This is a genomic window from Ramlibacter sp. G4-7 (assembly GCF_057784995.1).
Genome location: NZ_JBYNTT010000011.1, coordinates 107,064 through 124,051 on the forward strand (window position 1 = coordinate 107,064; position 16,988 = coordinate 124,051).

Consider the following 16,988-nt stretch of genomic DNA (forward strand, 5'->3'; position numbering starts at 1 on the left):
CGGGCAAGCGCGAGGTCGGCGCAGGGCCCGACCTGATGCAGGCGGCGATGCCGTCTGCGTGCTGCGGTGGGGGGAACGCGATCCGGCGAGGGCAGGCCAGAAAGACGAATCGGGCAACGACGTGCCCGATTCGAATGGGAAACCTGGTCGGGGTGAGAGGATTCGAACCTCCGGCCTCTACGTCCCGAACGTAGCGCTCTACCAGGCTAAGCTACACCCCGATGTCCGCCGCTCCGGCGCGCCGAGTTTCCTCAGTTGCGCCTCGCGAGCAGCGAAGCCGCCAATTGTACCAAAGCCTGAGCATGCTCATTCGACGGAAGCTGCGCGGCGGCTGACATCGCGCGTTGCGCCTCCGCTGCCGCGGCCTCGTGCGCCACGTCCAGCGCCCCGGTGGCCCGCACGATCTCCACCACGTGATCGAGCTCGTCGAGCGCACCGGTCTCCACGGCGCGCCGGATCAGGTCGCGCTGCTGCGCGCTGCCGCGGCGCATGGCCGCGATCAGCGGCAGGGTGACCTTCCCCTCGCGCAGATCGTCGCCCAGGTTCTTGCCCATTTCGTCCTTGGCGCCGGCGTAATCGAGCACGTCGTCGACGACCTGGAAAGCGGTGCCCAGGGCCTGCCCGTAGTCGGCGCAGGCCTGTTCGACGGCGCTGGGGGCGCCGGCGAGCACGGCACCCAGGCGGGCGCTGGCCTCGAACAACTTGGCGGTCTTGGAGCGGATCACCTGCAGGTAGGCCGCCTCGTCCAGGCCCGGGTCGTGCATGTTCATCAGTTGCATGACCTCGCCCTCGGCGATCACGTTGGTGGCGTCCGCCAGGATCTCCATCACCCGCACGTCGTGCGCGTCGAGCATCATCTGGAAGGCGCGCGAATAGAGGAAGTCGCCCACCAGCACGCTGGCCGGGTTGCCGAAATGCTCGTTGGCCGTGGCGCGGCCGCGGCGCAGGGTGGACTCGTCCACCACGTCGTCGTGCAGCAGGGTGGCGGTGTGGATGAACTCCACCACCGCGGCCAGGTTGAAGCGCTGGGGGCCGCGATAGCCCAGCGCGCGGCAGATCAGCAGCAGCAGGGCGGGGCGCAGGCGCTTGCCGCCGGAGGAAATGATGTAACGGGAGACTTGGCCGACCAGGGGCACGCCGGAATCGAGCCGGCGCCCAATGACGGCGTCCACCTCGCGCATGTCGTCCGCAATCAGGGCTAGGACGGACGAGGCACTGGTATCGGTCAAGACAGGGAATCCGCAGAGTTGCGCCGGATTATAGGAACGCGACCGCCGCACCCGCCGGGGGCCATGCCCCTGAGTTGTGAGTGGACGCCAACAACGCTATAATCGCGGGCTCTCCGGAATTCGTCCGGGGAGCTTTCTTTGTGAGGTCAACATGTACGCGGTCATAAAAACCGGGGGCAAGCAGTATCGCGTTGCGTCCGGCGACAAGATCAAGGTAGAACAGATTACTGCGGACATCGGCCAGGAAATCACGATCGACCAGGTTCTCGCTCTCGGCAACGGCAGCGACCTGAAGATCGGGGTCCCCCTGGTGTCGGGTGCCACGGTCAAGGTGAAGGTCGTTTCGCACGGCAAGCACGAGAAGGTGCGCATCTTCAAGATGCGTCGCCGCAAGCACTACCAGAAGCACCAGGGCCATCGCCAGGCCTACACCGAACTCGAAATCGGTGCGATCGCCGGCTAAGGAGAACGGACAATGGCACAGAAAAAAGGCGGCGGCTCCACGCGAAACGGGCGCGATTCCCAGCCGAAGATGCTGGGCGTCAAGGCCTTCGGCGGCGAACTCATCAGCGCCGGCTCCATCATCGTGCGCCAGCGCGGCACCAAGTTCCACCCCGGAACGAACGTCGGCCAGGGCCGGGACCACACGCTGTTCGCCCTGGTGGACGGCCACGTGCAGTTCCAGACCAAGGGCGCGCTGAACAAGCAGACGATCAGCGTCGTCCCCGTGGCGGCCTGAGCCGGTCTCACCCGCTGACAGTAAGCCCCGGCGACACGGGGCGGTGACAAGGCCCCGACAAGTCGGGGCCTTGTCCTTTATAAAGGGCTGAAGCCATGAAGTTCGTCGACGAAGCATTCATCGACATCGCCGCGGGCGACGGCGGGAACGGCTGCGTCTCGTTCCGCCACGAGAAATACAAGGAATTCGGCGGTCCCAACGGCGGCGACGGCGGCCGCGGCGGACACGTCTACGCGGTGGCGGACCCGAACCTCAACACCCTGGTGGACTACCGCTTCTCGCGCCGGCACGAGGCCGGCCGGGGCGAGCACGGCATGGGCTCGGACATGTTCGGTGCCATGGGCAACGACATCACCCTGAAGATGCCGGTGGGCACCATCATCACCGATGCGGAGACCGGCGACGTCCTGTACGAGTTGCTGGTGCCGGGCGAGAAGATCATGATCGCCAAGGGCGGCGACGGCGGCTTCGGCAACATGCGCTTCAAGAGCTCGATCAACCGGGCGCCGCGGCAGAAGACGCCGGGTTGGCCCGGCGAGAAGAAGAACCTCAAGCTCGAACTCAAGGTCCTGGCCGACGTCGGCCTGCTGGGGATGCCCAACGCGGGCAAGTCCACCCTCATCGCCGCGGTGTCGAATGCGCGGCCCAAGATCGCCGACTATCCCTTCACGACGCTGCATCCCAACCTCGGGGTAGTGCGCGTGGGGCCGGAACAGAGCTTCGTGGTCGCCGACGTCCCGGGCCTGATCGAGGGCGCGGCCGAGGGCGCCGGCCTGGGCCACCAGTTCCTGCGCCACCTGCAGCGCACGCGCTTGCTGCTGCACGTCGTGGACGTCGCGCCCTTCGACGAGGGCGTGGACCCCGTCGCCCAGGCCAAGGCGATCGTCGAGGAGCTGAAGAAGTACGACAAGGCCCTGTACGACAAGCCCCGGTGGCTGGTGCTGAACAAGCTGGACATGGTGCCGGCCGAGGAGCGGGCGGCGCGCGTGAAGGACTTCGTCAAGCGCTTCAAGTACAAGGGGCCGGTGTTCGAGATCTCCGCGCTCACGCGCGAGGGCTGCGAGCACCTGATCAAGGCGATCTGGCAGCACGTGCATGCGCAGCAGGTCGCGGAGCAGCCGCACGTCGAGGTCGACCCGCGCTTTGCGGGCGGCGAGAATATCGAACGATGAGCCGCGCAGGGCCGCCCGAAGCGGCGCGCGCGCAGGGCACAGCGCGGAGGCATTTCTGATGGAGAAGAACGGGCAGGCGGCTTTGCGCGACGCGCGCCGCATCGTCGTCAAGGTGGGGTCCAGCCTGGTCACCGACGAGGGCCGCGGGCTGGACGAGGGCGCCATCGGCGAGTGGAGCCGGCAGCTGGCCGCGCTCGCTGCGCAGGGCCGCGAGGTGATCATGGTGTCCAGCGGCGCCATCGCCGAAGGCATGAAGCGCCTGGGCTGGACCAGCCGACCGCGCGAACTGGCCAGGCTGCAGGCGGCCGCCGCCGTCGGCCAGATGGGCCTGGCGCACATGTACGAGACCAAGCTGCGCGAGCACGGCATGGCCTCCGCGCAGGTCCTGCTCACGCACGCGGACCTGGCCGATCGCGAGCGTTACCTCAATGCGCGCTCGACGCTGCTGACGCTGCTGTCGCTGCGCGTGCTGCCGGTGATCAACGAGAACGACACGGTGGTCAACGACGAGATCAAGTTCGGCGACAACGACACGCTGGGCGCGCTGGTGGCCAACCTGGTCGAGGCCGACCTGCTGGTGATCCTGACCGACCAGAAGGGCCTGTACAGCGCCGATCCGCGCAAGGATCCGGACGCGACCTTCATCCAGGAAGCGCGCGCCGGCGACGCGTCGCTGGAGCAGATGGCGGGCGGCGCCGGCTCCAGCATCGGCAAGGGCGGCATGATCACCAAGGTGCTGGCCGCCAAGCGCGCCGCGGGCTCGGGCGCCTCCACCGTGATCGCCTGGGGCCGCGAACCGGACTGCCTGCTGCGCCTGGCGCAAGGGGAGATCATCGGCACGCTGCTGGTCGCCCCGACGCAGAAGAACCAGGCGCGCAAGCGCTGGATGGCCGACCACCTGCAGCTGCGCGGAGCGCTGACCGTGGATGCGGGCGCGGCCGCCAAGCTGCGTTCCGAGGGCAAGAGCCTGCTGCCGATCGGCATGACAGGCGTCGAGGGGGACTTCTCGCGCGGCGACGTGATCGCGGTGCGCGACCCTTCCGGGCAGGAGATCGCCCGGGGCCTGGCGAACTACGCCGCCGCGGAGGCGCGCCTGTTGTGCCGCAAGCCCTCCACCGAGATCGAGAAGCTGCTCGGGTACGTGGCCGAACCCGAGATGATCCACCGCACCAACCTGGTGGTGACGCGCTGAGGCGCGTTCCCGCCAGGCTGGGCCGCAGCGCGCGGGCTGTCTAGCGGTTCGTGCCGCCGCGCTCGAAGCGGCGGTCGATCGGCGCCTTCAGGTCCTGGATGATCTGCGTGGCGGAGACGTTCGGTGCGTTCTCCTGGCACACGCCGCTGCGCGCGATGGCGAGGCTGTGGCGCGAGTTCGCGACCTTGAACACGTCCTGCCAGTCACTGTTGCTGGCCGGCACCCACCCCGTGTCCGGGTTGTGGCGGGCGTAGACCTTCACCTGGCCGCTGCCGCAGCGGATGCCCTCGTAGAGGCCGTTGACGGTGCCCGTGCGGCTGCTGGCCACGACCACGTAGCGCACGACGTCGTCCTTGCCGATGGAGATCGAGGCGGGATCCACCGCGAAACGCAGCGCGCCGCTGCCGGCGACGTCGATGGGGATCAGGCCCGTCGTGCGCAGCGGCGGTGGGGGCGGGGCATCGACTTCCTTCCACTCCGGCACGTCGGGGATGTTGCTGTTGTCCGGGGTGCCGGGCGGGGCGCCCAGCTCCGCCGCCGAGGCGGCGGCAACGGCGCCGGCCAGGGCCAGCGCCAGCAGTCTACGAAGCATGCTTTCCCTTGGTGCCGGACGGGAAGTCCCGTCCCTGCGGGTTGGGTTCGAAGGTGGCACCGGGCGGCAGTTCCATGCCGGGGGCGGGCAGGGGCGTGGGATGGCCCTCGTACGGGCCGTGTTCGGCATCGCGCGTGCGCATCCCGCTGCGCAGGTAGCGGTTGCGGTGGTCGTTGCGCGGGAGGTAGCGGGCGAGCTCGCGCAAGGCCATCTCGTAGACGCCACGCTTGAACTCCACCACCACGTCCAGCGGCACCCAGTAGTCGTTCCAGCGCCAGGCGTCGAACTCGGGGTGGTTGGTCGCGCGCAGGTTCAGGTTGTGGTCCTGTCCCATCAGCTGCAGCAGGAACCAGATCTGCTTCTGTCCCTTGTAGTGGCCGCGCGCGTCGCGCCGGATGTAGCGCTCCGGCACCTCGTAGCGCAGCCAGTCGCGCGTGCGCGCGACGATGCGCACGTGCTCCGGCATCAACCCGATTTCCTCGTGCAGCTCGCGGAACATGGCTTGCTCCGGGCTCTCGCCGCGGTCGATGCCGCCCTGAGGAAACTGCCAGCTGTGTGTCCGGATCCGCTTGCCCCAGAACACCTGGTTTTTCAGGTTGAGCAGGATAATGCCGACGTTGGGCCTGAAGCCGTCCCGGTCCAGCATAATCACACCCCAAATCTTTGAACTGAGTTCATTATGCACGGCGCTCCCGCGCGCTGGAAGGGCTCAGCAGTCACCATCCCCGGTCCAATTTCGATGAGAGCCTCGCAGTTCCTGATTTCCACGCTGAAGGAAGCCCCCGCCGACGCCGAAGTCGCCAGCCACAAGCTGATGATGCGCGCCGGCATGATCAAGAAGCTCGGCGCCGGCATCTACACGTACATGCCCATGGGCCTGCGCGTGATCCGCAAGGTGGAAGCGATCGTGCGCGAGGAGATGGACCGCGCGGGGGCCGTGGAGTGCGCGATGCCGGTGGTGCAGCCCGCGGAGCTCTGGCAGGAGACCGGGCGCTTCGACAAGATGGGCCCCGAGCTGCTGCGCATCAAGGACCGCCATGAGCGCGACTTCGTCGTGCAGCCCACCAGCGAGGAGGTGGTGACCGACATCGCCCGCCAGGAGCTGCGCAGCTACAAGCAGCTGCCCAAGAACCTCTACCAGGTCCAGACCAAGTTCCGGGACGAGCGCCGGCCGCGCTTCGGCCTCATGCGCGGGCGCGAGTTCATCATGAAGGACGCCTACAGCTTCGACCGGGACCCGGCCGCGGCCAAGCGCAGCTACGAGATCATGGCGCAGGCCTACCGGCGCATCTTCGACCGCTTCGGCCTGCGCTACCGCGCCGTGGCGGCGGACAGCGGCGCGATCGGGGGCGACCTGTCCGAGGAGTTCCAGGTGATCGCCGCCACCGGCGAGGACGCCATCGTCTATTCCCCGGACAGCCAGTACGCCGCCAACATGGAGAAGGCCGAAGCGCTGGCGCCCAGGCACGCGCGGCCGGCGCCCGCCCGGGCCATGGAGAAGGTGCCGACCCCGGGCCGCAGCACCTGCGAGCAAGTGGCGGACCTGCTGAAGGTGCCGCTGGCCACCACCGTGAAGTCGCTGGTGCTCGCGACCGACAAGCTGGACGCCCAGGGCAACGTGGCCGGCTCGCAAGTGTGGCTGCTGCTGGTGCGCGGCGACCACGACATGAACGAGATCAAGGTCGGCAAGGTGCCGGGGCTGGACGGCGGCTTCCGCTTCGCGACCGTGCCCGAGATCGAGGCGCACTTCGGCACCAGGCCGGGTTATCTCGGCCCCATCGCCCTCAAGCAGAAGGTCAAGGTCGTTGCCGACCGCGACGTGGCGCTCATGGGCGACTGGATCTGCGGCGCCAACGAGGAGGGCTACCACCTCACCGGCGTGAACTGGGGCCGCGACCTGCCCGAGCCCGACGCCGTCGCCGACCTGCGCAACGTGGTCGAAGGCGACCTGTCGCCGGACGGCCAGGGCAAGCTCGCCATCGAGCGCGGCATCGAAGTGGGCCACATCTTCTATCTGGGCACCAAGTACTCCAAGGCCATGAACGCGACCTTCCTCGACGAGGACGGCAAGCCCAAGGTCTTCGAGATGGGCTGCTACGGCATCGGCATCACGCGCCTGCCCGCCGCGGCCATCGAGCAGAACCACGACGAGCGCGGGATCATCTGGCCCGACGCGCTGGCGCCCTTCACCGTGGTGGTGTGCCCGATCGGCATGGACCGCAGCGCCGAGGTCAAGGCGGCCGCGGAGAAGCTGCACGACGAACTCGCCGCCGCCGGCGTCGACGTGCTGCTGGATGACCGCGGCGAGCGCCCCGGCGCGATGTTCGCCGACTGGGAGCTGATCGGCGTGCCGCACCGCGTGGTGATCTCCGACCGCGGCCTCAAGGAAGGCCAGCTCGAATACCAGCATCGCCGCGATGCGGCGGCCACCAAGGTCGCCGCCGGCGAGATCGCCTCGTTCCTGCAGGGGAAGCTCGCGGCGTGATCAGGCGGCGTGCTTGTCTCCTGCCCGCGCTCGCCGGCGCCGGACTGTGGGCGGCGGGCATGCCGCTCGCGCATGCCGGCGGGCAGATCGAAGAGCCCCTTGCCGACTCGGTGCGCACGGCGCTGAGTTCGGCGATCGCCAACAGCGCCCCGCCGGTCCCCGACTTCACGGACATCGACCAGCGCCTGAAATACCTGCGCTGGCTGGGCGCCATGAGCCACCGGTTGCAGCGGCGCAAGACCGAGTGGAGCGAGCGCAAGGAATTCCTGCAGACCGTCTGGTACGAAACCAAGCGCGCCGGCCTCGACACGGGGCTGGTGATGGGGCTGATCCAGGTCGAGAGCGCCTTCCGCAAGTTCGCCGTGAGCCCGGTGGGCGCGCGCGGCTACATGCAGGTCATGCCCTTCTGGACGCGCCTGATCGGCAACGGCGATGCATCCAGCCTGTTCCACATGCAGACGAACCTGCGCTTCGGCTGCGTGATCCTGCGCCACTACCTCGATCGGGAGAACGGCGACCTGTTCCTCGCCCTGGGCCGCTACAACGGCAGCCGCGGGCGGCCGCAGTATCCGAATGCGGTGTTCGCCGCGGCAAGGACGTGGGAGTGGAGGGATGGCGCGCCGCCGCCGGCGCTGCCGGCGAGGATTGCGCCGATGCGGCTGCCTGGGGGCTGACCCCTATTGGACGAATCCCATGCGTGCCTTGTTGCCGCCGCACTTGGGAAGGTCCTCCGGCAGGATGCTTTCGCGGTGCGCCAGCCGGGCATTGCCGAAGCCGGTCATCAGGGCACGCCGCATCTCCCGCGGGGCCAGTTCCGCCAGGCAGTCCAGCACGTCGTCGGCCGGCTCGGCGTCGAAGCGCGTCCCCCACCCGTGGTCGCTGCGGATGCCCAGGTAGAGGTTGCGGGCGATGGTGCGCGCCTGTTCGTGCGTGGGCGCGTCGATCTCGAAGACGTTCATCCGGTTGAGGATCGGCTCGGGGATGCAGCGCTCGTCGTTGGCCGTCATGATCCAGATCACCTGGCTCGCGTCGATGGCGACTTCGGCGAATTCGTCCATGAAGGACTGCGCGGTGTCGTGCTCCAGCAGGCTGTAGAGGGAGCCCAACGGGTCGTACTGCGCGTCGGCGCTGGCCTTGTCGATCTCGTCGACGACGAGCACCGGGTTGGCGTACTGCCCGTCCACGAGCGCCTCGAACACCTTGCCGGGCTTGGCCCCCTTCCACTGCGAGGAGGCGCCGGACAGCAGCCAGCCCGCGGTCATGGAACTCATGGGGACCAGGCTCATGCCGGTGCCCAGCAGGTCGGCGAGCTGGCGGGCGAAGTGCGTCTTGCCGATGCCCGGCGGGCCGAGCAGCAGCATGGGGGTGATCTCGATGCCGTCGCCCGCGTCCTGCGAGAGCGCCACGTGCCGCTTCACATCGTCGAGCGCGTCGGAGAAATTGGGCAGCTGCTCGTAGAGGGCCGCCATCTCCGGAACGCCGCTGGGCTTGACCTGGAAGCGCTCCGGGCCTCGCTCCAGCATGCGCTCGTAGGTCGCGCGCAGGCTCTCGTGGTCGCGCGCCGGCAGCTTGGCGAGCTTGCGTTCCACGTCGTGTGGATGGAAAACGCTGCGCAGGTTGGCAATGGGCAGCTTCAGCCCATGGCTGCTGGGAACGAGGCTACGCGATGGCATACCCAACTCCTTGACGACTGATCTGCATTCCAGCATAGGCTGTGCCAGGCGGGCAAGCCGTGGACGAGCTTTCGCACGACCTTGTCAGCTTCAGTCGACAACGCGAGCGGGAGAAGCGGCTATTGGCAGCCGCGACAAGACAGTGCTGGCGCGCCCGGGCGCGCCGGCAAGGAGGGGATCAGGACTGCGCCGGGGTGCCCAGCACCTGCTGCAGTTCGCCGCTCTGGTACATCTCCATCATGATGTCCGAGCCGCCGATGAATTCGCCGCGCACATAGAGCTGCGGGATCGTGGGCCAGTTGCTGTATTCCTTGATGCCCTGGCGGATGCCGTCGTCCTCCAGCACGTTCACGGTCTTCAGCTGCTTGGGGTCCACCCCGCAGGCCTTGAGGATCTGCACGGCACGGCCGGAAAAGCCGCACATGGGGAAGGACGCATTGCCCTTCATGAACAGCACGATGTCGCTGTTCTTGACCAGGTCGTCGATGCGTTGCTGGGCGTCGCTCATGGGGGAATTTCTCCTGTGGTGCCGGGACTGCGCCGAGTTGGTGCCGGATTATCCCAGTTCAAGCCGGCGCCCGCCCGAACAGCGGGCGATGCCGGCCAGGTCCTGGCGGCTCTGCACCTGGGTGAAGCCGGCGGCGGCCAGCAGGGCGCGCACGGCCTCGGCCTGGTCCCAGCCGTGTTCCAGCAGCAGCCAGCCGCCGGGGGTGAGGTGGGCCGGGGCCGCCGCGACGATCGCGCGCAGGTCGTCCAGGCCGTCGGAGCCGGCGGCGAGCGCCTCGCGCGGTTCGTGGCGCAGGGCCGGCAGGTGGGGATCGGCGTCCGCAACGTACGGCGGGTTGCTCACCACGAGTTCGTACCGGCCGGCTTGCTCCAGCCAGCTGGCCTGCCGAAAGCGCACCGGCAGGCCCAGGCGCTGGGCGTTCGCGGCCGCCACCGCGAGCGCGCCGGCGCTGCGGTCGACGGCTTCCACCACCGCGTCCTGCCGCGCCGCCTGGATCGCCAGCGCGATCGCGCCGCTGCCGGTGCCCAGGTCGACCACGCGCGGCGCGCTTCGATCTCGCAGCACCTCCAGGGACCAGTCGACGAGCGTCTCGGTGTCGGGCCGGGGCACGAGCACCCGGGCGTCGACCTGCAGGGACAGGCCGTGGAACTCCTTTTCCCCGGTGAGGTAGGCCACCGGCTCGCCTGCCGCCCGCCGCTGCGCCAGTGCCAGGAAGGCTTCGGCCGCGCCGGCCGCCAGCGCGTCGGTATCGTGGGCGAGCAGCCAGCCACGCTCGCCGGCCCCCCGTCCCAGCACGTGCAGCAGCAGCAACTGGGCGTCCAGGCGCGCCAGTCCCAGCGCGGCCGCGGCGGCGAGGGCCTCGGCGAGGTTCACGCGCGTGCCCCGCCCATGCCGACCTCGAGCTCCTCCAGCTGCTCGGCGCGGCGGGCAAGCAGCAGGGCGGCGACGACCTCGTCGAGGTCGCCTTCCATGACCGCGCCCAGCTTGTAGAGCGTCAGGTTGATGCGGTGGTCGGTGATGCGGCCCTGGGGGAAGTTGTAGGTGCGGATGCGGTCGGACCGGTCGCCGCTTCCGATCAGGCCCTTGCGGGTCGCCGCCTCCCTGGCGGCGCGCTCGGAGCGCTCCTTTTCCTGGATGCGCGCGACCAGCACCTGCATGGCCTTGGCCTTGTTGCGGTGCTGCGAGCGGTCGTCCTGGCATTCGGCCACGATGCCCGTGGGAAGGTGCGTGATGCGCACGGCCGAGTCCGTCTTGTTCACGTGCTGGCCGCCGGCACCGGACGCCCGGTAGGTGTCGATGCGCAGGTCGGCCGGGTTGATCTGCACGGCCGCGGCCTCGTCGGGCTCGGCCAGCGCGGCGACGGTGCAGGCACTGGTGTGGATGCGCCCCTGGCTTTCGGTGGCCGGCACGCGCTGCACGCGGTGACCGCCCGATTCGAACTTGAGCTTGCCGAAGGCCCCGTCCCCCACGATGCGGACCACCACTTCCTTGAAGCCGCCCACCTCGCCCTCGCTTTCGCTCACGATCTCGGTGCGCCAGCCCTGGCGCTCGGCGTATTTCAGGTACATGCGCAGCAGGTCGCCGGCGAACAGCGCGGACTCGTCGCCGCCGGTGCCGGCGCGCACCTCGAGGAACACGTTGCGCACATCGTCCGGGTCCCGCGGCAGCAGCAGCGTCTGCAGTTCGTTCTCCAGCGCCGGGAGTTCGACTTCGATGGCGGCGATCTCCTCTTTCGCCATCTCCGCCATGTCGGCATCGTCCAGCATCTCGCGCGCCTGCGCCAGGTCGCGCTCGCGCTGCAGGAAGCGCTGGTACACGCCGTTCACCTCGGCCACTTCCGCGTGTTCGCGCGTGAGCTCGCGGTAGCGCGCCATGTCGTTCACCACCTCCGGCTGCGACAGGAAGAAGTCCAGTTCCTGGAGGCGGACGGGGAAGCGCTCGAGCTGCTGGCGGAGGAAGGGTTTCATGGGGGAGGGGAGGTCATTGCGGGCGGGGCCCGCGATCCATGCGGGCGGCGAGGGACCCGGGAGGCCGGGTGGGGCCCGGCATCACCTGGGGGGCGCGCAGGCCCGCTAACGTTCCTTGCGCAGGAAGAAGTGCTGGATCGCCTGGACCGCGCGCTGGCGCGCGTCGGCATCGCCGGTGCGGAGTTCGGCCATCGCGCCGTGCAGCATCTTCTGCGTGAGGCCACGCGAGAGGGCCTCCAGCACCGCGTCGATGTCCTCGCCGCGGGCAAGGAGCTTGCGCGCGCGCGCGAGTTCGGCGCTGCGCCACTCGTCGGCCTGGGAATTGAGCTGCTGGATCAGCGGCACGGCCCCGCGCTGGTCCATCCAGTGCACGAAACTCTGCACGCCGGCATCGATGATCGCCTCGGCCTGCGCGACCGCGGCCTGCCGGTTCGCGGTGCCCGTCTGCACCACGTTCGCGAGGTCGTCGACCGTGTAGAGATACACGTCCTCCAGCGCCTTGACCTCCGGCTCGATGTCGCGCGGCACCGCCAGGTCGACCATGAACATGGGCCGGTGCTTGCGCGCCTTGAGGGCGCGTTCCACGGCGCCGAGGCCGATGATGGGAAGCTGGCTGGCCGTGGAGCTCACCACGACGTCGAATTCGTGCAGGCGCGCCGGCAGGTCCGCCAGCCGCATCACTTCGCCCCCTAGGCGGCTGGCGAGCTTCTCGCCGCGCTCCAGGGTGCGGTTCGCGATGGCCAGCGACCTGGGGCTCTTGGCGGCGAAGTGCGTCGCCGCCAGCTCGATCATCTCGCCCGCGCCCACGAACAGCACGCGCACCTTGCCCAGGTCCTCGAACAGCTGGCCGGCCAGCCGCACCGCGGCGGCCGACATGCTGATCGAATGGGCTCCGATCTCGGTGGAGGTGCGGACCTCCTTGGCGACGGCGAAGGAGCGCTGGAACAGCTGGTTGAGGGTCGTGCCCAGGGCGCCGGCCTGGTCCGCCACCCGGACGGCATCCTTCATCTGGCCCAGGATCTGCGCCTCGCCCAGCACCATGGAGTCCAGCCCGCTGGCCACGCGGAAGGCGTGGCGGGCGACTCCGGCGTCCTGCAAGGTATAGGCGTGGCTGCGCAGCAGGCCGGGGTTGACGCCGCCGGAATGTGCCAGCCATTCCACGGTGCTGTCGATCTCGTGCTGCGTGCCCGCGCAGTAGATCTCGGTGCGGTTGCAGGTGGAGAGGATGGCCGCCTCGGGCTGCCCGTCCATCCGGGCGCCCACGCTGTGGCGCAAACCGTGCAAAGTGGGCGCGATCTGGTCGAGGGCGAACGTGAACCGGCCCCGCAGGTCCAGCGGTGCCGTCGTGTGGTTGATGCCCAATGCCCAGACTGCCATGGCCCCGATTATAAAATTCGATCGAGATCAATCACTTATGCCGGATCGGATACCCACTTGCTCCAGGTCAACCGTACGTGAGTCCCCTCGAAATCCTCCGGCACCTGCTCAGCTTCGTCACCCCCGCCCTGGTGGTCGCCTTCGTCGTCGCCCTGGCGGCCCGCGTCGTGCTCCCGCCGGCGGCGCGCCCCCGGTCCTGGTGGGTGAGCTTCGCCGTCAACAGCCTCGCCGGCGTGCTCGTGCTGGGCGCCGGCCTGTGGTACTTCGGGCGGGACGGCAAGATGGGAACTTATACCGCCCTGGTGCTGGTCGTGGCGACCGTCCAGTGGCTCAGCGGTCGCGCTTGGCGCTCCTAGAATTGCCCATGCTGTTCCTGTTGTCTCCCGCCAAGACGCTCGACTACACGTCGGCGGTTCCTGAGGTCCCTCACACCTTGCCGGCCTTCCCCAAGGATTCGCAGCACCTCATCGAGGTGCTGCGGCGCAAGTCGCCGGCGGAGATCGCCAGCCTGATGTCGATCAGCGACCCGCTGGCGGCGCTGAACGTGGCGCGCTACCAGGCCTGGTCCCCGAAGTTCACCGCCCGCAATGCGCGGCAGGCGGTGCTCGCCTTCGACGGCGACGTGTACGACGGCTTGCAGGCGCGTGAGCTCGGCGCGGCCGACCTCGAATGGGCGCAGCGGCACCTGCGCATCCTCAGCGGCCTGTATGGCGTGCTGCGGCCGCTGGACCGCATGCAGCCCTACCGGCTGGAGATGGGAACGTCCCTGCGGGTGGACGGCGCCGCCAACCTCTACCAGTACTGGGGCAGCCGCATCGCCGACCACCTGAACGAGGTGGTGGCCGGCGACAAGACGCCGGTGGTGATCAACCTCGCCTCGCAGGAATACTTCAAGGCCGTGGACCGCAAGGCCCTCAAGGCGCGGGTGATCGACTGCGTCTTCGAGGAATGGCGGCCGGGCGGCTGGAAGATCATCAGCTTTTCGGCCAAGAAGGCGCGCGGCCTGATGGCGCGCTACGCGATCGTGAAGCGCGTGGAGACCCCGCGCAAGCTCGAGAACTTCAACCTCGAAGGCTATGCCTTCGATCCCGCCGCGTCGCAACCCGACCGGCTGGTCTTCCGGCGAAGGACGGCAGCATGACAACCGCACAGAGCCAGCAGCAGGTGACGCCCGAGCTGCGCAAGTGGATCGTGGACCAGGCGCAGGCCGGCCACAGCGCGGAATCCGTTCTCAAGGCCATGCTGGCCTCGGGCTGGAGCGAGGACGTGGCCGTCGACGCCATGGAGAGCACCTTGCGCGGCCACCTGGAAAGCCAGGCCCTGGCGCAGGGCCTGCCGCCCGCGGTCGCCGTGCCCGACCCCGAGCTGGACGAGTCGCCGCTGTACCTCGATGGGGGCGATCGCCGCGTGGCGGTGCTGCAGGCCATGTACAACCCGCGTGTCGTGGTGTTCGGCGACCTGCTGTCCGAACAGGAGTGCGAGCAGCTGATCGCCCTGGCGCAGCCGCGCCTGGCGCGCTCGCTGACGGTGGCCACCAAGACCGGCGGCGAGGAGGTCAACGCCGACCGCACCAGCAACGGCATGTTCTTCCAGCGCGGCGAGAACGAGCTGGTGCGCCGCATCGAGCAGCGCATCGCGCGGCTGGTGAACTGGCCGGAGGAAAACGGCGAGGGCCTGCAGATCCTGCACTACAGCCCGGGCGCCGAATACAAGCCGCACTACGACTACTTCGACCCGGGCGAGCCGGGCACCCCGACGATCCTGCGCCGCGGCGGCCAGCGCGTGGCCACCATCGTCATGTACCTGGCCGAGCCGGCCAAGGGCGGCGGCACGGTGTTCCCCGACGTGCACCTGGAAGTGGCCCCCAAGCGCGGCAACGCGGTCTTCTTCAGCTACGACCGCGCGCACCCGTCCACGCGCACGCTGCACGGCGGCGCGCCCGTGCTGGAAGGCGAGAAGTGGATCGCCACCAAGTGGCTGCGGGAGCGCCGCTTCGAATGAAGGTGCAGGCCAACGGCCTCGCGCTCGAGGTCGAGGACACGGGGCCGGTGGGCGAGGCGCCGCCGGTGCTCCTCGTCATGGGCCTGGGGATGCAGCTCACGGCGTGGCCGGCGAGCTTCGTCGATGCGCTGGTGCGCGCCGGCCACCGCGTGATCCGCTTCGACAACCGCGACATCGGCCTGTCCACCCGGCTGGACCACCTTGCCGTGCCCAACCTGCTGTGGGAAAGCATGAAGCTGCGCTTCGGCCTGCCGGTGCGTGCGCCCTACAGCGTGGCCGACATGGCGGCGGATGCCTTCGGCGTGCTGGACGCGCTGGGCGTGGCCGAGGCCCACGTGGTGGGCGCCAGCATGGGCGGGATGATTGCGCAACGCATGGCCCTGGCGGCCCCGCAGCGCGTGCGCAGCCTCACCAGCATCATGAGTTCCAGCGGCGCGCGCCACCTGCCGGGCCCACGGCCCCACGTGCTGCAGGTCCTCCTGTCGCGGCCCAAGGACCGCAGCGAGCCGTCCGTGCTGGCGCATTACGTGCGCCTGTTCCAGGCGATCGGCAGTCCCGGCTATCCGGAGCCGCCGGAGGAACTGCGCAAGCGCATCCTGGACTCGGTGCGGCGCGGCGGCTACCGGCCCGCCGGCAGCGCGCGGCAACTCGCCGCCATCGCCGCGGACACGGAGCGGGCGCAGCAGCTGCGCGGCATCCGCGTCCCGACGCTGGTGCTGCACGGCGCGGACGATCCGCTGGTGCCGCTGGCCTGCGGCGAGGACACCGCACGCCGCATCCCGGGCGCCCGGCTGGTGGCGATCCCCGGACTCGGCCATGACCTTCCGCCAGGCGGGGTCGAGCGTCTGCTGGATCCCTTGCTGCCGCATCTGGCTTAGGCTGTCGCGATGAACTCCCCCGAAACGTCGCAGCTCGGCAAGCCGGTGCGCTATGCCGACCGCTACGACCCCAGCCTGCTGTTCCCCCTGGCCCGCGCCCCCAAGCGCGAGGAGCTGGGGATTGCCGGCGCGCCCCCCTTCTTCGGCGCCGACCTCTGGACCTCGTACGAACTGAGCTGGCTGAACGCGCGCGGCAAGCCGCAGGTGGCGCTGGCGCACTTCACCATCCCGTGCGAAACCCCCAACATCGTCGAGAGCAAGTCCTTCAAGCTGTACATCGGCAGCTACAGCGGCACGGTGTTCGCCAGCGTGGACGAGGTGCGCGAGCGCCTGCGCAAGGACGTGGGCGAGGCGGTGTGGCGCGGCGCTCCGGCGCCAGCGTCCATCGGCGTGCGGCTGGTGATGCCGGACATGTTCGATGCGGAGCAGGTGCACGAACTCGACGGCCTGAGCCTCGACCGCCTGGATATCGAATGCACCCACTACACGCCGGCGCCGGAGCTGTTGACGTCGGCCGTGGACGAGCAGCCGGTCGAGGAAGTGCTCACCAGCAACCTCCTCAAGAGCAATTGCCTGGTCACCGGCCAGCCCGACTGGGGCAGCATCCAGCTGCGCTATACCGGGCCGCAGATCGAACAGGGCGGCCTGCTGCGCTACCTCGTGAGTTTTCGCAACCACAACGAATTCCACGAGCAGTGCGTGGAACGGATCTTCATGGACGTGTGGCGGCGCTGCAAACCCTCGCGCCTGGCGGTGTACGCGCGCTACACGCGCCGCGGCGGGCTGGACATCAACCCCCTGCGAACCAGCCATCCCATGGCCTTGCCCCCCAACGTGCGGACTGCGCGGCAGTAAGCGTCAACCGACCGCGAGCAGCCAGTCGCAGCGCAAGCGCCTGGCGTGGTGGGCGCGCGCGCGCCACGTCACGTAGATCTTGGGCGCGGACATGCCCACTGCCAGGACGGGGGCCAGCCACAGCGCGTCGAGGAAGAAGGCGGGGATCCAGCCGACCCAGCTGGCCAGCCACAGCGTGAGCATCACGTCCCAGGCCTGGTATTCCACGGGGTGCTCGCGCTGGTGGGCGACGTGCCAACGCTTGATGCGTTGCAGTGCATCGAGGTTCATGCTGTTTCTCCGCTCGCGCCCGCTGGCGGGGCCTTGCGTTTCAATGTAGT

The 16,988-nt window shown here is 69.2% G+C and carries 20 protein-coding genes and 1 tRNA gene; 11 read left to right on the forward strand and 10 right to left on the reverse strand.

Annotated elements, in window-relative coordinates; genetic code table 11:
* Positions 1-144: 144 nt before the first annotated feature.
* Together AC3EGR_RS16495 and AC3EGR_RS16500 are read right to left on the reverse strand one after the other, a co-directional pair.
* Positions 145-221 (reverse strand) — tRNA-Pro (locus AC3EGR_RS16495).
* Between the two features lie 30 nt (positions 222-251).
* The gene (locus tag AC3EGR_RS16500; protein ID WP_488547675.1) at positions 252-1,181 is read right to left on the reverse strand and encodes a polyprenyl synthetase family protein; all 930 of its coding nucleotides are present in this window, start codon (positions 1,179-1,181) and stop codon (positions 252-254) included.
* A gap of 199 nt (positions 1,182-1,380) precedes the next feature.
* Here AC3EGR_RS16500 and rplU point away from each other — a divergent pair, with 199 nt between their 5' ends.
* The 4 genes from rplU to proB all read left to right on the forward strand — a co-directional run bounded on the left by rplU (position 1,381) and on the right by proB (position 4,332).
* Complete coding sequence (gene rplU, locus AC3EGR_RS16505; protein WP_488547595.1) at positions 1,381-1,692, forward strand: 50S ribosomal protein L21; 312 nt, start codon at positions 1,381-1,383, stop codon at positions 1,690-1,692.
* Between the two features lie 12 nt (positions 1,693-1,704).
* Positions 1,705-1,968 carry a 50S ribosomal protein L27 gene (gene rpmA / locus AC3EGR_RS16510; RefSeq protein WP_488547596.1) on the forward strand — a complete coding sequence of 88 codons (264 nt, stop codon included), beginning with the start codon at positions 1,705-1,707 and terminating at the stop codon, positions 1,966-1,968.
* A gap of 95 nt (positions 1,969-2,063) precedes the next feature.
* On the forward strand, positions 2,064-3,140 hold the full coding sequence (cgtA, locus tag AC3EGR_RS16515; RefSeq protein WP_488547597.1) for an Obg family GTPase CgtA: 1,077 nt from the start codon (positions 2,064-2,066) through the stop codon (positions 3,138-3,140).
* 58 nt (positions 3,141-3,198) lie between these two features.
* A complete protein-coding gene (gene proB, locus AC3EGR_RS16520; RefSeq protein ID WP_488547598.1) occupies positions 3,199-4,332 on the forward strand; it encodes a glutamate 5-kinase in 1,134 nt (377 codons plus the stop codon).
* A gap of 40 nt (positions 4,333-4,372) precedes the next feature.
* Here proB and AC3EGR_RS16525 read toward each other — a convergent pair whose 3' ends face one another.
* Positions 4,373-4,924 (reverse strand): CNP1-like family protein, encoded by a 552-nt coding sequence (locus AC3EGR_RS16525; RefSeq protein ID WP_488547599.1) that lies wholly within the window; start codon positions 4,922-4,924, stop codon positions 4,373-4,375.
* Positions 4,914-5,570 carry an RNA pyrophosphohydrolase gene (locus AC3EGR_RS16530; RefSeq protein WP_488547676.1) on the reverse strand — a complete coding sequence of 219 codons (657 nt, stop codon included), beginning with the start codon at positions 5,568-5,570 and terminating at the stop codon, positions 4,914-4,916. The genes AC3EGR_RS16525 and AC3EGR_RS16530 overlap by 11 nt, the downstream gene beginning before the upstream one ends.
* 93 nt (positions 5,571-5,663) lie before the next feature.
* On the opposite strand from AC3EGR_RS16530, the gene AC3EGR_RS16535 reads away from it, so the two are divergent.
* Both AC3EGR_RS16535 and AC3EGR_RS16540 read left to right on the forward strand, forming a co-directional pair.
* Positions 5,664-7,409: a proline--tRNA ligase gene (locus tag AC3EGR_RS16535; protein WP_488547600.1), complete on the forward strand. Its 1,746-nt coding sequence runs from the start codon at positions 5,664-5,666 to the stop codon at positions 7,407-7,409.
* Complete coding sequence (locus AC3EGR_RS16540; protein WP_488547601.1) at positions 7,406-8,083, forward strand: lytic transglycosylase domain-containing protein; 678 nt, start codon at positions 7,406-7,408, stop codon at positions 8,081-8,083. The genes AC3EGR_RS16535 and AC3EGR_RS16540 overlap by 4 nt, the downstream gene beginning before the upstream one ends.
* A gap of 3 nt (positions 8,084-8,086) precedes the next feature.
* Here AC3EGR_RS16540 and AC3EGR_RS16545 read toward each other — a convergent pair whose 3' ends face one another.
* The 5 genes from AC3EGR_RS16545 to hemA all read right to left on the reverse strand — a co-directional run bounded on the left by AC3EGR_RS16545 (position 8,087) and on the right by hemA (position 12,934).
* Positions 8,087-9,082, reverse strand: coding sequence for an AAA family ATPase (locus AC3EGR_RS16545; RefSeq protein WP_488547602.1), 996 nt, complete (start codon positions 9,080-9,082; stop codon positions 8,087-8,089).
* A gap of 178 nt (positions 9,083-9,260) precedes the next feature.
* Complete coding sequence (gene grxD, locus AC3EGR_RS16550; protein ID WP_488547603.1) at positions 9,261-9,590, reverse strand: Grx4 family monothiol glutaredoxin; 330 nt, start codon at positions 9,588-9,590, stop codon at positions 9,261-9,263.
* A 48-nt stretch (positions 9,591-9,638) separates the two neighbouring features.
* On the reverse strand, positions 9,639-10,463 hold the full coding sequence (gene prmC, locus AC3EGR_RS16555) for a peptide chain release factor N(5)-glutamine methyltransferase (RefSeq protein WP_488547604.1): 825 nt from the start codon (positions 10,461-10,463) through the stop codon (positions 9,639-9,641).
* Positions 10,460-11,557, reverse strand: coding sequence for a peptide chain release factor 1 (prfA, locus tag AC3EGR_RS16560; protein WP_488547605.1), 1,098 nt, complete (start codon positions 11,555-11,557; stop codon positions 10,460-10,462). Before prfA ends, prmC begins: the two co-directional genes overlap by 4 nt.
* 105 nt (positions 11,558-11,662) lie before the next feature.
* Positions 11,663-12,934, reverse strand: coding sequence for a glutamyl-tRNA reductase (gene hemA, locus AC3EGR_RS16565; RefSeq protein ID WP_488547606.1), 1,272 nt, complete (start codon positions 12,932-12,934; stop codon positions 11,663-11,665).
* A gap of 77 nt (positions 12,935-13,011) precedes the next feature.
* Here hemA and AC3EGR_RS16570 point away from each other — a divergent pair, with 77 nt between their 5' ends.
* Genes AC3EGR_RS16570 through queF form a run of 5 tightly spaced genes read left to right on the forward strand, consistent with a single transcriptional unit; the run spans position 13,012 to position 16,668 of the window.
* Positions 13,012-13,290 (forward strand): hypothetical protein, encoded by a 279-nt coding sequence (locus AC3EGR_RS16570; protein ID WP_488547607.1) that lies wholly within the window; start codon positions 13,012-13,014, stop codon positions 13,288-13,290.
* Between the two features lie 8 nt (positions 13,291-13,298).
* Positions 13,299-14,075 (forward strand): peroxide stress protein YaaA, encoded by a 777-nt coding sequence (gene yaaA, locus AC3EGR_RS16575; RefSeq protein WP_488547608.1) that lies wholly within the window; start codon positions 13,299-13,301, stop codon positions 14,073-14,075.
* Positions 14,072-14,935 (forward strand): 2OG-Fe(II) oxygenase, encoded by an 864-nt coding sequence (locus AC3EGR_RS16580; RefSeq protein WP_488547609.1) that lies wholly within the window; start codon positions 14,072-14,074, stop codon positions 14,933-14,935. Before yaaA ends, AC3EGR_RS16580 begins: the two co-directional genes overlap by 4 nt.
* Positions 14,932-15,813, forward strand: a complete 882-nt coding sequence (locus tag AC3EGR_RS16585) for an alpha/beta fold hydrolase (RefSeq protein WP_488547610.1) — start codon at positions 14,932-14,934, stop codon at positions 15,811-15,813. The genes AC3EGR_RS16580 and AC3EGR_RS16585 overlap by 4 nt, the downstream gene beginning before the upstream one ends.
* 9 nt (positions 15,814-15,822) lie before the next feature.
* Positions 15,823-16,668 carry an NADPH-dependent 7-cyano-7-deazaguanine reductase QueF gene (gene queF / locus AC3EGR_RS16590; RefSeq protein ID WP_488547611.1) on the forward strand — a complete coding sequence of 282 codons (846 nt, stop codon included), beginning with the start codon at positions 15,823-15,825 and terminating at the stop codon, positions 16,666-16,668.
* Between the two features lie 3 nt (positions 16,669-16,671).
* Here the strand turns inward: queF and AC3EGR_RS16595 are convergent, their stop codons facing one another.
* On the reverse strand, positions 16,672-16,938 hold the full coding sequence (locus AC3EGR_RS16595; protein WP_488547612.1) for a hypothetical protein: 267 nt from the start codon (positions 16,936-16,938) through the stop codon (positions 16,672-16,674).
* Positions 16,939-16,988: the final 50 nt, after the last annotated feature.

Coding starts and splice junctions, on each gene's coding strand:
- AC3EGR_RS16500 (WP_488547675.1), bottom strand. CDS start 1,181: ATGCGCGAGGTGGACGCCGTCATTGGGCGCCGGCTCGATTCCGGCGTG.
- rplU (WP_488547595.1), top strand. CDS start 1,381: ATGTACGCGGTCATAAAAACCGGGGGCAAGCAGTATCGCGTTGCGTCC.
- rpmA (WP_488547596.1), top strand. CDS start 1,705: ATGGCACAGAAAAAAGGCGGCGGCTCCACGCGAAACGGGCGCGATTCC.
- cgtA (WP_488547597.1), top strand. CDS start 2,064: ATGAAGTTCGTCGACGAAGCATTCATCGACATCGCCGCGGGCGACGGC.
- proB (WP_488547598.1), top strand. CDS start 3,199: ATGGAGAAGAACGGGCAGGCGGCTTTGCGCGACGCGCGCCGCATCGTC.
- AC3EGR_RS16525 (WP_488547599.1), bottom strand. CDS start 4,924: ATGCTTCGTAGACTGCTGGCGCTGGCCCTGGCCGGCGCCGTTGCCGCC.
- AC3EGR_RS16530 (WP_488547676.1), bottom strand. CDS start 5,570: ATGCTGGACCGGGACGGCTTCAGGCCCAACGTCGGCATTATCCTGCTC.
- AC3EGR_RS16535 (WP_488547600.1), top strand. CDS start 5,664: ATGAGAGCCTCGCAGTTCCTGATTTCCACGCTGAAGGAAGCCCCCGCC.
- AC3EGR_RS16545 (WP_488547602.1), bottom strand. CDS start 9,082: ATGCCATCGCGTAGCCTCGTTCCCAGCAGCCATGGGCTGAAGCTGCCC.
- grxD (WP_488547603.1), bottom strand. CDS start 9,590: ATGAGCGACGCCCAGCAACGCATCGACGACCTGGTCAAGAACAGCGAC.
- prfA (WP_488547605.1), bottom strand. CDS start 11,557: ATGAAACCCTTCCTCCGCCAGCAGCTCGAGCGCTTCCCCGTCCGCCTC.
- hemA (WP_488547606.1), bottom strand. CDS start 12,934: ATGGCAGTCTGGGCATTGGGCATCAACCACACGACGGCACCGCTGGAC.
- yaaA (WP_488547608.1), top strand. CDS start 13,299: ATGCTGTTCCTGTTGTCTCCCGCCAAGACGCTCGACTACACGTCGGCG.
- AC3EGR_RS16580 (WP_488547609.1), top strand. CDS start 14,072: ATGACAACCGCACAGAGCCAGCAGCAGGTGACGCCCGAGCTGCGCAAG.
- AC3EGR_RS16585 (WP_488547610.1), top strand. CDS start 14,932: ATGAAGGTGCAGGCCAACGGCCTCGCGCTCGAGGTCGAGGACACGGGG.
- queF (WP_488547611.1), top strand. CDS start 15,823: ATGAACTCCCCCGAAACGTCGCAGCTCGGCAAGCCGGTGCGCTATGCC.
- AC3EGR_RS16595 (WP_488547612.1), bottom strand. CDS start 16,938: ATGAACCTCGATGCACTGCAACGCATCAAGCGTTGGCACGTCGCCCAC.